Source organism: Bacillus sp. 5w2, assembly GCF_054353775.1.
In genome coordinates this window covers 617,770-631,773 of record NZ_JBTIWT010000001.1, presented here as the reverse complement: position 1 = coordinate 631,773, position 14,004 = coordinate 617,770, and the positions used below count along the sequence as shown (strand labels likewise).

At 33.3% G+C, this 14,004-nt stretch carries 12 protein-coding genes; 9 read left to right on the top strand and 3 right to left on the bottom strand.

Annotation, left to right across the window (positions count from 1 at the left end):
• Positions 1-425: 425 nt before the first annotated feature.
• From ACXY7N_RS03260 to ACXY7N_RS03250, 3 genes are all read left to right on the top strand, one after another.
• Entirely contained in the window at positions 426-2,987 is a 2,562-nt protein-coding gene (locus ACXY7N_RS03260; RefSeq protein WP_016088312.1) for a glycosyltransferase, read from the top strand.
• A 207-nt stretch (positions 2,988-3,194) separates the two neighbouring features.
• Positions 3,195-3,416, top strand: coding sequence for a hypothetical protein (locus ACXY7N_RS03255; protein ID WP_016088311.1), 222 nt, complete (start codon positions 3,195-3,197; stop codon positions 3,414-3,416).
• An 89-nt stretch (positions 3,417-3,505) separates the two neighbouring features.
• The gene (locus ACXY7N_RS03250; RefSeq protein WP_016088310.1) at positions 3,506-3,952 is read left to right on the top strand and encodes a DUF6376 family protein; all 447 of its coding nucleotides are present in this window, start codon (positions 3,506-3,508) and stop codon (positions 3,950-3,952) included.
• A gap of 117 nt (positions 3,953-4,069) precedes the next feature.
• Here ACXY7N_RS03250 and ACXY7N_RS03245 read toward each other — a convergent pair whose 3' ends face one another.
• Entirely contained in the window at positions 4,070-5,071 is a 1,002-nt protein-coding gene (locus ACXY7N_RS03245) for a S66 family peptidase (RefSeq protein ID WP_033659824.1), read from the bottom strand.
• Between the two features lie 208 nt (positions 5,072-5,279).
• Here ACXY7N_RS03245 and ACXY7N_RS03240 point away from each other — a divergent pair, with 208 nt between their 5' ends.
• Positions 5,280-6,233 carry a D-alanyl-D-alanine carboxypeptidase family protein gene (locus ACXY7N_RS03240; RefSeq protein WP_016088308.1) on the top strand — a complete coding sequence of 318 codons (954 nt, stop codon included), beginning with the start codon at positions 5,280-5,282 and terminating at the stop codon, positions 6,231-6,233.
• A 245-nt stretch (positions 6,234-6,478) separates the two neighbouring features.
• Positions 6,479-7,081 (top strand): nitroreductase family protein, encoded by a 603-nt coding sequence (locus ACXY7N_RS03235; protein WP_016088307.1) that lies wholly within the window; start codon positions 6,479-6,481, stop codon positions 7,079-7,081.
• A 45-nt stretch (positions 7,082-7,126) separates the two neighbouring features.
• Here the strand turns inward: ACXY7N_RS03235 and ACXY7N_RS03230 are convergent, their stop codons facing one another.
• Positions 7,127-7,297, bottom strand: coding sequence for a hypothetical protein (locus ACXY7N_RS03230; protein WP_033659667.1), 171 nt, complete (start codon positions 7,295-7,297; stop codon positions 7,127-7,129).
• Positions 7,298-8,009: 712 nt separating this feature from the next.
• Between ACXY7N_RS03230 and entFM the strand changes: the two genes are divergently transcribed.
• A complete protein-coding gene (gene entFM / locus ACXY7N_RS03225; RefSeq protein WP_016088305.1) occupies positions 8,010-9,290 on the top strand; it encodes an enterotoxin EntFM in 1,281 nt (426 codons plus the stop codon).
• A 99-nt stretch (positions 9,291-9,389) separates the two neighbouring features.
• Here entFM and ACXY7N_RS03220 read toward each other — a convergent pair whose 3' ends face one another.
• Positions 9,390-10,154: an alpha/beta fold hydrolase gene (locus ACXY7N_RS03220; RefSeq protein WP_016088304.1), complete on the bottom strand. Its 765-nt coding sequence runs from the start codon at positions 10,152-10,154 to the stop codon at positions 9,390-9,392.
• Between the two features lie 240 nt (positions 10,155-10,394).
• On the opposite strand from ACXY7N_RS03220, the gene ACXY7N_RS03215 reads away from it, so the two are divergent.
• The 3 genes from ACXY7N_RS03215 (at position 10,395) to hitS (ending at position 13,991) form a co-directional block, all read left to right on the top strand.
• Positions 10,395-12,155, top strand: coding sequence for an ABC transporter ATP-binding protein (locus tag ACXY7N_RS03215; protein ID WP_016088303.1), 1,761 nt, complete (start codon positions 10,395-10,397; stop codon positions 12,153-12,155).
• 88 nt (positions 12,156-12,243) lie between these two features.
• Positions 12,244-12,921: an envelope stress response regulator transcription factor HitR gene (gene hitR, locus ACXY7N_RS03210; RefSeq protein ID WP_016088302.1), complete on the top strand. Its 678-nt coding sequence runs from the start codon at positions 12,244-12,246 to the stop codon at positions 12,919-12,921.
• A complete protein-coding gene (hitS, locus tag ACXY7N_RS03205; protein WP_016088301.1) occupies positions 12,918-13,991 on the top strand; it encodes an envelope stress sensor histidine kinase HitS in 1,074 nt (357 codons plus the stop codon). The genes hitR and hitS overlap by 4 nt, the downstream gene beginning before the upstream one ends.
• Positions 13,992-14,004 lie beyond the last annotated feature (13 nt).

Sequence of the window (14,004 nt, the reverse complement as noted above, 5' to 3'; positions counted from 1 at the left end):
ATAGCTACGCCTAATGGTGCAGCTATTTTTTTGTTAAGAAATATATATTCTTTTTAAGGTATAGATTTATCCCGCTATTTGCAGGGAGTAAGACTCCTATCTTAAGATCCGGCTGATGTGAGGAAGTTAGGTGGGAGATTAACTGTACGTAAAAAAACGATTGGTGAGGGGGCTAATTAGAAAGGATGGAGAAGCCCCCTCTAATTAAAGTTTCGTTTTATTTGCCTGACATTACTTTACGATAGAAATCAAATGAATAAAAAGCAGCTAATCAAATGCTTATGTTATTGAATATGTATATTTAGGAGTGAAAAGTAGGATATTTTGTTATGGGCTTGCATAAAAGTATAAAGGTTTCATACGGTTTAAGTAATGTGATATTATGTCGCGTATATAACTAATATGCGAAAAGGTGGAGGGAAAAGATGGGGAATCGTTTTGAAAAAAGTGAAGAGTCGATAGAGCGAATTCCATTGGTAAGTGTATTAATTCCTACTTATAATCGTCCTGGCTACTTTGAAAAAGCATTGTGTAGTGTATTACAACAAACATATTCTAATATAGAAATTATTGTTGGAGATGATAGCACGAATGACGAAACGGAAAATGTGTTACAAAAATACTTATGTGATCATTCAAATATTATTTATATAAAAAACAGGTCAACTCTCGGACAATTTGAAAATGCGCTAATGTTATTTAATGAAGCGAACGGTGAGTATATAAATTTTTTAATGGATGATGATATATTTCATATGAATAAAATTGAAAAAATGATGAAGTATTTTTTCAATGATTTAGATAATGAAATCAAGCTTGTAACATCTCATCGTCAAGTAATTGATGATAAAGGGAAAGAACTACGACATATTTATTCAACTGTCCGTTTATTTGAAGAGGATACGATTATAGAGGGAACAGAATTAGGAAATAGGGTAATTGTGGATCAAAAAAATTATATTGGAGAACCGACAACAGTTTTATTTCGTAAAAATGATTTACAAGAACCGTATGGGATTTTTGATAAGAGAAGGTATCTATGTAATGTAGATATAGCCTCATGGTTATCTTTATTAAGTAAAGGAAAAGCAGTATATATAGCGGAGACACTTAGTTACTTCCGATTACATTCAGGTCAACAGTTGAATGAATCTAATAAACTTATGGATGGAGTAGAGGATTTTTCACATAGTATTATAGTTGGAGAAAAGTATGGTTTTTTATCTACTGAAAAAGAGTTATATAAAGCGATAACTAATTTTCTAGATTATGCAAGAAAATTTGTTCCACCATCAACATTATATACATTAGACTATTACCGAAAAATTAAGCGAAAGGAAATAAATATAGAAAAGAAAAAACAGTATCGGAATAACAACTCTCATTTACCGAAAGTCAGTATACTAATTCCTGCCTATAATAAACCACATTACTTGGAATTAGCTCTCAAAAGTGCTTTGAATCAAACATATGAAAATATCGAAATAATAATTTCTGACGATAGTACAAACGGTGAAGTTCAATCGATGATCCAACCATATTTAAGTGAATATGAATGTATTACATATGTTAAAAATAAACCTCGATTAGAAGCAGAGAACTTTAATAAGTGTATAGAACTTGCAAATGGAGATTATATAAACTTTTTATTAGATGATGACTTATTTCATCCTGAAAAGATTAAAAGAATGATGTACTGTTTTTTTAGTCTAGAAAACATTTCGTTTGTGACGTCATATCGTGAATTAATTGATGAGAATGGAAAAGTATTATCACCATCAACATTGAATGTGAAAATCGCCAAAGAAACTACACTTTTTGAAGGGAAAGAATTAGGGGATTATATGTTAAAAAACTTAAAAAATGTAGTTGGTGAGCCTACAACAGTTCTGTTTAATCGAAAATTTTTGGGAGGGGATTTTGGGTGTTTTAAGGGGAAGGGTTACTCTGCTATTAATGACATTGCAACATGGCTAGATATGATGAGGAAAGGGAAAGTAGTTTATATAGAGGAACCTCTTAGTTATTTTAGACAACATAGTGGGGAAAATCAAAAACAAATGCAATTTACATTAAAGACAATTGAAGAATGGATTGAATTAATAATAGATGCATATAATAGTGGGTTTTTAAATTGTGAGCAAGATTATAAAGAGTGTTTAACTCATTGTTTGGAAAATGCCGTTTTAATAATTAAGGATGTGGTAAAAAATAGTCAATTAAATCAAATTGATAATGAAAAGATAGAGAAGGAACTAAATAAGTTAGTTAATCGTATATTTGAGAAAGACGTCTGCTATTGTCAATTTTGCAATCAACAATTTGAAAAATTTTCTCCTTGGCCAGAACATTACGCTTTTCCAAAATACAAATTCGAGATGTGGAATAAAGATACGGGGATTTGTCCGGTATGTGATTCGATGGACCGTGAAAGGTTATATCGTATATATATTGAAATGGAAACGGATTTATTAAGTGGAAATGATACTATGCTTCATATTGCACCAGAAGCGAAGTTAAGAAGTTGGTTTGCTCAGTATAAAAATATTATATATGTGTGTGGAGATATTGAACCAAAGGATCCATTAATGCAGGAAATTGATGTTACTAGAATTCCATATGAAAATGATACATTTGATGTGATTTTATGTGGTCATGTATTACAGTACGTTCAAGATGATGAAAAAGCGATGAGAGAGTTATATAGAGTTTTAAAAACAAATGGATGGGGAATTATTCAAGCTCCAATCGTAATGAATGTAGATATTATTATAGAGAATGAATTAATTTTAACGCCAAAATTGAGAAAATTAGCTTTTGGTCATGAAGAACATGTAAGGATTTATAATCAATCGGGATTTATACAACGATTAATGAATGTAGGATTTAAGGTTGAATTGTATAACATAGCTGAAAAACAAGGAATGAGAAGTGCGAGGAAATTTGGTTTATCTGAAACTGATGTACTCTATATTGTCCGGAAATGAAGAATTGAGGGGAATTGAAATAATTCGCATAATACGGATTATGGACAGTTAAATCAAAGTTTTGAAGAAGCATTAAACTTTAAAAACAGAATTAATGCTTCTTAATTTTAATTATAGAGCGATGTGCATCTTATTTTTAGGTTTTAAATTTAGCTGACAAAGGCAATACTGAGCCATAGTGAATGTAAAGTTGGAGGGCGAGTGTATATGTTTGAAGAGGATGGAATTGTTTTAATTATGGAGCCTGCTGATGAAAGAAACTTGAGGAGATTTATTTTTTCAGTGCCAAAGTCAGTGTATGAAAAGAAGGGGCTTACATTACACTATGGAGCAGCTATAGGACAAGGATATATGGATATAATTGAAGATATTATTAGCGTACACATAGAAGTAGATGTTGTAACGATTATAGGACATGTAAGAGTCTAGATAGTCATTTGAAAAAGGGTATAGGCAATTTGGCTAGAAGTTATGATAGAGAAAATTGTAGACAATTATAAAGACGAAGGGAGTCTAAAATGAAAATCAAATCAATTTTATTAGCTTGTATAGTTTCAATTGGTTTAATGGGATGTTCACTAGTAGAGCAAGGAAGGAACTCCATAGATTATGCTCAAAAAGCTACAGACTATGTAAATGAAATAAGTGCATTTGCAAATGATGCACCAGCATTAGCTGAAAAGGCTGTTAATGATAGTGAGGCTCGAAAAGAGTTAGAAACGAAGCTTAGTGAAATTAAACAAGATATACCCGCTTTCAATGAATTAACACCACCTGATGTAGCAAAGGATCTTCATCAGCAAATCGTCGGATATAACGAAAAGTTAAATACATTAATTGATACGGCAATGACGAAGATAGAAGAAGGAAAAGTGGATGTAGAGCAATTTAAAAACTCTGAGCTTATGCAGACGATAGATCAAGTTCGTGATTTGAAAGAGAAGGTTCAAAATTTAGGGCAATAATAAAAAGCTCCGGTTGTAATAACGGAGCTTTTTTATGTTTTCTTCCTATAATATAAGCTTTTTTATCCGCCAATTTGCCAGGCAGCCCAATTGGTGAGGGCTGATTAAAGTTTCAATTTATATCTTCCATTTTTCTAAAATATGTATTGTTTTATTAGTTGCATTCATGTTCACTTGAACACCTATAGGCATAGTAATCATTGGATGGGTATGACAACAATCAAAGTCAGCTAGTAAAGGGATTCTTTGGTTTTGCAGTACTTCTAATAATATTTCGTAAGGTTTGCGATTTGTACCACAATCATCAAATTGCTCATGTTTTCCAAGAATAATACCTGAAACTTTATCAAATACACCGCTAACCTTAAGTGATGAAAAGCTTCTTTCAATAGTAGCTGCATCTTTTGAGCTATCCTCAATAAATAGAATATCGCCTTCTTGAATACATGGCATATAAGGGCTGCCCAAAATTCCTTGTATTGTATTTAAGTTGCCGCCAATAACACGTCCAGTAGCTTGTCCGTTTGTTACAGAAATCCAATTATTTTGTCTAAGTTCTTTTTCTTTTGTTTTCTCTTCCCAATTAATAAATTCATCTGACCAAAATAAAGGTTGTTCTATGTTGTAAGGAAGCACTTGATCATGCAGTAATGTTTCTGCAAAATATTTGTATGTATAATCTACAAAAGGCTCAAATTCTCCAAAGGAGGGAACGAGCGCCGGACCGTAAAAGGTAGGAATTCCTGTTTTTGCATAGATCCCTAGTAATAAAGCTGTGGCGTCTGAATAGCCAATCATTATTTTAGGGTTATTTTGAAAAGTGTCATAATCAATATAAGGTAATAAGGAATTAGAATTCATACCGCCAATAGTTGACATGATACAAGAAACATCAGGGTTTCTTATCAAGTCATTTAGTTCCTCTGCACGTTCTTGTATGCTTCCAGAACGATAATAATCATATCGACCTGTTAGTGAACCTTCTAATATATGAAATCCTTTTTGAAGTAAGTAAGATTTTGCACGTTCGAATCTTTTGGGAGAAGTGTAGGTTACTGGTGAAGAAGGTGAGTAGATCCCAATTGTGTCTCCGTATTTTAATGATTTTGGAAGTATCATTTGCATGAATCCCTTCTATTTAAAAAATTTTATTTATGAGGATTTATCGGTGAATATTCTTATATTTCAGTGTTTTCATTGTAACATAAATGCATTGAAATAATAATTGCTATAGATGAATAAATATGCTTTTTACCTTGACGATATAAAGGGAAAGTTGTTATGGTTGAGTGTGAGTGTATAAAAGGTTTGCTAAAGGAGTTTTGAAATGAAGCGGTTAAAATGGGGAAGGATAACGATCCTATTAGTTTTTATTTTAGGGGTATGTTGGTTCTTATTCCAAGGAACTCAAAAGAGTACAGCAAGTGCAGAGGGACCACCTTTACAAGTGGCAGAATTACCTGAAACAGGATTAACTGAAAAAGTAGTGCCACCAAAGTACATCCCACCCGAAATTGATGCAAAAGCAGCTATGATTATCGATGCGAGTAATGGAGATATTATTTATCAACATAATGAAAATGAAGCTTTTGCGCCAGCTAGTATGTCCAAGATGATGACAGCGTACCTTTTATTAGAAAATGTACATAATGGGAAAGTTCGTTGGGAAGATCCAGTGAAAATGAGTGCGAAAGCGGCACAAACAGAAGGTGCGAGAATCCCAGTTCAAGTGAATGACACATTGACTGTTAAAGATCTGTTCCATGCATTAATGATTGAATCAGCAAATAATTCGGCTGTGGCGCTAGCGGAACATATGGCAAAAACGGAGAAAGATTTCGTTCAAATTATGAATGCAAAAGCGAAGCAGTTAAAAATGTCGGATTATGCTAAATTCGCAAATGCATCAGGACTACAGGAACCTGATGGAAGTGAGACGAAGATGACAGCTGCTGATGTAGCAAACTTGGCGTATCATCTTATAAAAGATTATCCAGAAATATTAGAAGTGACTCACTTACGTCAAAGTCAGTTAGCATTTAATAATATTAATGTTATAAGTACAAATGATATGTTAAATAAAAATAATAAAGCTTTATATATAGAAGGAATAGACGGATTAAAAACAGGATTTACAGATAGCGCAGGGTATTGTTTTACGGGTACAGCAAAACAAGGTGATACTCGTATTATTACAGTTGTAATGGGAACGAAAGGTAAAACGAAGCGTTTTACAGAGACGAATAAGCTAATGTCTTATGCATTTGGCTTAGTTAATTAAGTGAAATACTGAGTTAGATCATCATATCAGAAAGGCAGTTTGTTGTTACCTATTATCGGTAACAATAAATTGCCTTTTTATTTTTAGCATTAGGAAATAAAAAGGTAAAAAATGTGAGTGTTATTATTTGAGTTTATTATTGTTTGTTGATAGTCTAAAGTTAGAAGCTTATTAATGATAAGTTTTAAGAGGCGGAACATGATGTATACATATGAAAAAGCCTCAAATGAAAATTGGAGGGAATTATGATGGCAAAAGATTTTTACTCAGCAATTGAAGACAGAAGATCTATTTATGCAATTAGTAAAGAGCAAGTAGTTTCTGATGAAAGAATTCAAGAAGTGATCTATCATGCTGTAAAACATACACCTTCAGCTTTTAACTCTCAGAGCGCTCGCGTTGTCGTCTTGTTAGGAGAACAGCATGATAAGTTATGGGATATTACGAAAGAAGCGTTACGAAAAATTGTACCTGAAAATAACTTTGCATCTACTGAAGAAAAAATGAATGCATTTAAAAGTGGCTATGGAACAGTTTTATACTTTGAAGACAGTCAAGTAGTGGAAAAACTACAAGAAAACTTTGCATTATACAAAGAGAATTTCCCAACGTGGTCACAGCAATCCTCAGGAATGTTACAATTTGCAATTTGGACAGCTTTAGAAATCGAAGGATTTGGTGCTACATTGCAGCATTACAATCCGTTAATTGATGAAGAAGTAAGAAAAGAATGGGAAGTTCCAGAAACTTGGAAACTTACTGCACAAATGCCGTTTGGTAAACCGGCGGTACCTGCAGGCGAAAAAGAATACCAACCTTTAGAAAATCGTGTGAAAATTTATAAATAATGTAGGAATGATAAAAGGTGAACAGGGGTACAACCTGTTCACCTTTTATAAGTAATAAGGATTTTTTTGATAGGAATTTTTCATCTGATTTTTTAATTCGATTTTACGTGTTTCAATAGTTGATATTTTTTGTAAGGTAATAATTGAAACGAATTGAAAAAAAGCATAGTACAGTTCTATATTTTTATTTATAGGATCATCTATTATGTTTTTCATACATATACCTCCTTCTTTAATCCCAATATTTGTAGGCAATAAGACTTCCATTTCAAAATTTAATGCTACGTGGAGAATACCGACCTGTAAAAGTTCGATAGGTTTCAGTGTAGGGTAAATAAAATATGTATTGGTTAAAATACCACTAAATATATGATAATATAAATATCCTAGAAATTCCATAGTTAGTGAAAAATAGGTAGTGGAATGTGTATTTTCGTCAAATTAGAACACGATTTTTGAAGTTAAATCTTACAAAATGTCAAATCTTTTAAAAGTGATAGATAGTATCAAAAATAGTTTTTTAAAAATATTATACTATTGATAAAAAAAGTATTTTTTGTCATGATAAGAGTATGCTTCATGGCAGGAACTTTACTAGGAAATACATTCTTTGCATTGTATTAGATGAATAGAGTTTTTAAAAGTGGATAGAAAATATATATTAAGATAATGAATGAAATGTCGAATTTTCAATGAAATACATAAAAGAATTGAAAAAAGCATTGCAAAAACAATAAGTTTAATGGTAAAGTTCACATGAAGTTCACACGGAATTCACTTCATTCGTTTAAAATGAACTCTGTGTGAAAAATAAAACTCTTGTTAAAAAATGGAACTTGATGAATATTTTACTTTGATAATATTGTAAAGTATTAAGTTTATAATTTTTTTTTAAGAGGATAGTAGGGAAAGGAAGTAAAGACAACTTATGAAAAAAGTAATTGCAGGTTTAGCAGCAGCTTCTGTAGTAGGTGTTGCAGTTCCAGGTATGGATTCTGCTCATGCACAAGTTTCAAACGAAGCGCTAAAAGAAATTAATGGACAAACTCAAACTCAAACGACTGTAACTGAAACAAAAACTGTAGAAACAAAATCCGACTTAAAATACACAGTAACCGCTGATGTATTAAATGTTCGTTCAGGTGCTGGTACAGGACATAACGTGATTTCTAAAGTGAAATCAGGTCAAGTACTACAAGTAATTGGACAAGAAAACGGTTGGTTCAAAGTAACTGTAAACGGCCAAACTGGTTATGTAAGTGGTGACTTCGTAACGACTGGTGGTAAAACAGGAACTACTGTTCAACAAGGAACAGGTACTTACACAGTAAACGTTTCTTCACTTAACGTACGTACAGGCCCAAGTACATCTCATACAGTATTAGGTTCTGTAAATAAAGGTAAAACAGTACAAGTTGTAGGTGAAGTACAAGATTGGTTTAAAATCAACTTCAATGGTGGAACTGGATACGTAAGCAAAGACTTCGTAACAAAAGGTGGTTCTGCTGTATCTAACCAAACACAACAACCAACTACAAACAACAATACTACTACAGTTCAAACTGGTGGTTCTTATGTTGTTAACACTGGTGCTTTAAAAGTACGTACAGGCCCAGCTACATACAACGCTGTAATCGGTGGCGTAACACAAGGTAAAGTATTAAACGTTACTGGCGCTGAAAATGGTTGGTACAAAATTAACCATAATGGCCGCACAGGTTACGTAAGTGCAGACTTCGTTAAGTTTGTAAAAGGCGGAGTAAACAACGTTACGAATAACAATAACGTTACAAATAACGTTCAACAACCAGGTAAAGACGTACAAAAACCATCAACAGGTGGAGATACATCTTCAATCGCTGGATTCGCTAGATCTTTAAATGGTTCACCATACAGAACTGCTGGTACAACACCTGCTGGTTTTGACTGCAGTGGATTCATTCACTACGTATTAAATCAAACTGGTCATAAAGGCGCTCGTCAAACAGTTGCTGGATACTGGAGCTCTAAAACAAAAACTAGCAATCCACAACCAGGTGATTTAGTATACTTCCAAAATACTTATAAATCAGGTCCTTCTCACATGGGTGTTTACTTAGGAAACGGTCAGTTCATTAGTGCAGAAACTGATGCAACTGGTGTACGTATTAGTTCTGTAAACAACTCTTACTGGAGCAAGCACATGTTAGGTTACACAAAAGCATACTAAGAAAAAGTAGTTTTATATACTTTTCGTATAGAGAAAAGGCTTTCCAGGGAAACTTGGGAAGCCTTTTTATAGTTGAATAGATTGGGAATGTCGTAGTTTTTACTGTAATTTCCCATTCAAAAATCGGGCGTATAGGTCATGAAAGTAGTTGGGACGAAATAGGTTTGCTGCATGTCCTGCTAACGGTATTTCTTTATATAAAACGTTAGGAAGAATGGACTTTAAATCAAAAAGACAAGATTTATAGAGATGATCATGTTCACCCATTACCCATAATATAGGGTGGGGAAGTGATTTTAATTTCGATTTTAAATCGAATTCTAAACGATGTCGTAATGATTGCGCAATAATTGATGAATGTAATTGTAATCCGAAACGGTAATAAATATTTCTAGAAATGACAGCGAATGGATTAGCCTTCAGTATGCCACTTGGGAAAATGGTATTTGCGTATTGAGAGAGCCATTTAGAGTATTCGTCTCCGCGCTTCTCCCAAAATTTTTGAAATACGTTATATAAAAGGGATGGATTATTATAATGTCCACCAATATGACAAATGCTTACTACTTTTTCTGGGTGCATTTGTGCAAAGATTGTAGAAATATAACAGCCATAACTTAGAGCGCAAATATGAGCTTTTTGAATACCTTCTTTTTCATATAAGTTCAATAGTTGATCTACGAGGCGCTGTAATGAAAATTCGATAGCTTCTCCTTTATCATCGCCGTGACCTAATAAGTCATAAGTAATAATGTTGTAAGCGGCGGAAAATCGTTTATGCTCTTTTTTGAAGGCACGACGATTGCCAACTAAGCCGTGAATAAAAATGATTGTTTCCTTTTCGGAATGTATATTTGTTTGCAAAAAGGATACTCCTTTCAATAACGGGAGATTTATACAGTATTGTAAATTGGTTATCTATAATCCACATAGAATAATATTAAGTACCAGGTAATAATATCAGATGTTTATATCTGTTGTAAAGATGCGTTGACATGTATATTTTGTAAAAACAGAAAAAGTGTGTTTACATTCAGTTTACATTTGTATTGTATTCTATTTTTAGAAAGAACAGTTTGGTTTAACACGAGGAGATGAACATAAATGGAAGTTAGAGATGAGATGAAGAAAAAAGGGAGCTGGAGGCAGTTTTTACGCCTTATTCAAGATACAAATCCTCCAAAAGGGATTCTTGCTTTTGCGTTATTAATGAGTTTGCTTTCTACGGGAGCGAGTTTATTTATTCCAATGTTAACGAAAGGGCTAGTAGATAATTTTTCACTTTCGTCAATTAGTACAGGACAAATTGTTGGGCTAGTTGCCTTCTTTATTATGCAAACTATAGCGGCAGGATTGTCTATATATTTATTAAATTATATAGGACAGAAGATTGTAGCTGGATTGAGAGAACGTTTGTGGAAAAAGGTGCTTATTTTACCGGTAACTTATTATGATCAAAATAGAACAGGGGATACAATTAGCCGTATGACAAATGATACAGGAGTTGTGAAAACATTAATTTCTGAGCATTTGTCAAACTTATTAACAGGCGGTATTTCAATTGTCGGTTCATTAATTGTATTATTTGTTTTAGATTGGAAAATGACACTTTTACTTTTAACGGTTATTCCATTATCAGTACTCATTTTAGTTCCACTTGGACGAAAAATGTATAAGATTTCAAAAGCACTTCAAGATGAAACGGCTTCTTTTACTAGTGTATTAACACAAGTGTTATCAGAAATTCGTTTGGTGAAATCTTCAAATACAGAAAAAAGAGAATATGAAACTGGAAATAAAGGTATCGAAAAGTTATTACAATTTGGTTTGAAAGAAGGAAAAGTGCAAGCGTTAATTTCACCAGTTATGTCGTTTGTTTTAATGGCATTGCTTGTTATTATCGTAGGGTATGGTGGAATGCGTGTTTCTAGCGGTGCATTAACAACAGGGGAACTAGTAGCGTTTATTTTATATTTAGTTCAAATTATAATGCCAATGAGTCAATTATCTATGTTCTTTACACAATTCCAAAAGGCAATTGGTGCAACGGAAAGAATTAATACAATTTTAGAATATGAAGTAGAAGATCATGAAACTGGTGTGAAGGTTACAAATGCTAAGCAGCCAATCGTACTTGAAAATATACATTTCGAGTATAACGAAGAAGAGCAAGTTTTAAAGAATATTGATTTCACAATTGAATCAGGAAAAGTAACAGCAATCGTAGGACCAAGTGGTAGCGGGAAAACGACGTTATTCTCACTATTAGAACGTTTTTACGAGCCAACTAGCGGTGCTATTAAATTAGGGAAAGACTCAATTACGAGTTATTCATTGCAATCATGGCGACGTCAAATTGGTTACGTTTCACAAGATAGTCCGTTAATTGATGGAACGATTCGTGATAATATTTGTTACGGTGTAGAGGGTGAAGTGACAGATGAAGAAATTGAAAAAGTAGCAGCGATGGCATATGTTGATGCATTTATTCATGACTTACCAAATGGATATGCAACAGAAGTTGGAGAACGTGGTGTGAAGCTTTCTGGAGGACAAAGACAGCGAATTGCGATTGCTCGGGCGTTACTTCGAAATCCACAAATTCTTATGTTAGATGAAGCAACTTCCAGTCTAGATAGTAAATCAGAGTCTGTTGTTCAAAAGGCTTTAAATAACTTAATGAAAGGCAGAACAACGTTAGTTATTGCACATAGACTTTCTACTGTTGTAGATGCAGATAAAATCATTTTTATTGAAAAAGGGAATCTTACAGGAAGCGGTACACATGATGAATTATTACAGACGCATGATATGTATCGTGAATTTGCAACGCAACAATTGAAAATTAAAGAGGGAGCATTATAAAATGAATAATCAGTGGGGAGTGTACTCCGCTGATTATTTATTTGTAAAAACTGTATAAAGGATGCTAAGTAGAAAGGAAATGGTTCCTTTGATACCTAAAATTTTAATCGTAGACGACGACCCGCATATTAGAGAACTTGTTTCTGTTTTTTTAGAGCGGGAAGGTTTTCAAACATTAGAGGCGATTGATGGACTAGATGCACTTCGAAAAATAGACGAAGTGAAAGTCGATATGGTTATTCTTGATATCATGATGCCGAATATGGATGGATTTGATGTATGTTTTGAATTAAGAAAATACTATGATATCCCGATTTTGATGCTAACTGCTAAAGGGGAAACGTCTCAAAAAGTAAAAGGATTTCACCTTGGAACGGATGATTATCTTGTAAAACCATTTGATCCTATAGAACTAGTAGTGAGAGTTAAGGCGTTATTGAAACGTTACCAAATTACAGTTTCGCAATCGATTCAAATTGGGAATGTACTGTTAAATCGTAAAACATTTGAAGTTACAGCTGGAGAACAAACGGTTACGTTACCGTTAAAAGAATTCGAATTGCTCTTTACTTTAGGTTCTAAAGCAGGGAGAACTTGTTCAAGAGAGCAATTAATTGAAGATGTATGGGGATATGATTTTGAAGGGAATGAACGTACATTAGATGTTCATATTAATCGGTTACGAGAGAAGTTCCAAGAAGAGAAGTCGAAATTTAGTATTAAAACAATAAGAGGATTAGGGTATCGTTTAGAGGTAAGTAGATGAGAAAAAGAAAACGAATGAGTAAGTTGAAGATGCTGAAAGTAATGGGAGCGGTAATAGCACTTTTTTCTTTTCTCACTATAATTTGGTCTATAGCCTTTTATGTATCATCAAGTGTAATGAATGCTCTTGAAATACAAGTATCGCCTTTTGTTACTTTTCTAATTAGTGATATGGTCGGCTTTATATTTATTGTTCTTATTTGGGTATTAATCGGGGTATTAATGAGACCAAAGCGAGAGGCAATGATTTGGACTATTATTGAACCGATACAAAAAATTGCAAAAGGGGACTTCTCCGTAAAAATAAGGAATGAAGAGAAATATGATGGAGAAATTGGTGTGCTCGTAAAAAGTATAAATGATATGACAGATGAACTGAATGCGATGGAGAAAATGCGCCAGGAATTTGTATCGAATGTTTCTCATGAAATACAGTCACCATTAACTTCTATAAAAGGATTTGCTAGAGCATTACAAGATAACAATCTTTCCGAGGAAAAAAGAAAGCATTACCTTACTATTATTGAAACGGAAACAACGAGATTATCTAAACTAAGTCAAAATTTACTGAAACTCACCCTATTAGAGTCGGAAGAGTATACGCCAGAAAGAATGACTTATCGATTAGATCAACAGTTAAAGCAAATTGTGTTAAATAGTGAACCGCTCTGGGCTGAAAAAGAAATTGAGTTAGAACTTAATTTAGAGAAAGTACACATTACTGCTGATCAAGAAAGTATGAGTCAAGTTTGGATTAATTTAATTCATAATAGTATTAAATTTACTCCAAGTGGTGGCACAATTACAATCCAGTTAAAAGAATATGAGAAAGTAGTGGAAGTGTTTATTCGCGATTCGGGAATTGGTATATCCAAAGAACAGAAGCAGCATATTTTTGAACGTTTTTATAAAGCGGACACTTCACGAAATCGTACGTATGGAGGGAGTGGCTTAGGGTTGGCCATCGTAAAAAAAGTACTCGATCTTCATCAAGGAGAAATAAAAGTCGAGAGTGAGGAAGGGAATGGGACGGAATTTATTGTGTGTATTCCTAAATATAAAGAGAAATAGTGTTAGGAGGATA

Excerpts from the sequence above, each read along its gene's own strand:
- ACXY7N_RS03260 (WP_016088312.1), top strand. The coding sequence starts at position 426 with ATGGGGAATCGTTTTGAAAAAAGTGAAGAGTCGATAGAGCGAATTCCA.
- ACXY7N_RS03255 (WP_016088311.1), top strand. The coding sequence starts at position 3,195 with ATGTTTGAAGAGGATGGAATTGTTTTAATTATGGAGCCTGCTGATGAA.
- ACXY7N_RS03250 (WP_016088310.1), top strand. The coding sequence starts at position 3,506 with ATGAAAATCAAATCAATTTTATTAGCTTGTATAGTTTCAATTGGTTTA.
- ACXY7N_RS03245 (WP_033659824.1), bottom strand. The coding sequence starts at position 5,071 with ATGATACTTCCAAAATCATTAAAATACGGAGACACAATTGGGATCTAC.
- ACXY7N_RS03240 (WP_016088308.1), top strand. The coding sequence starts at position 5,280 with ATGAAGCGGTTAAAATGGGGAAGGATAACGATCCTATTAGTTTTTATT.
- ACXY7N_RS03235 (WP_016088307.1), top strand. The coding sequence starts at position 6,479 with ATGATGGCAAAAGATTTTTACTCAGCAATTGAAGACAGAAGATCTATT.
- ACXY7N_RS03230 (WP_033659667.1), bottom strand. The coding sequence starts at position 7,297 with ATGAAAAACATAATAGATGATCCTATAAATAAAAATATAGAACTGTAC.
- entFM (WP_016088305.1), top strand. The coding sequence starts at position 8,010 with ATGAAAAAAGTAATTGCAGGTTTAGCAGCAGCTTCTGTAGTAGGTGTT.
- ACXY7N_RS03215 (WP_016088303.1), top strand. The coding sequence starts at position 10,395 with ATGGAAGTTAGAGATGAGATGAAGAAAAAAGGGAGCTGGAGGCAGTTT.
- hitS (WP_016088301.1), top strand. The coding sequence starts at position 12,918 with ATGAGAAAAAGAAAACGAATGAGTAAGTTGAAGATGCTGAAAGTAATG.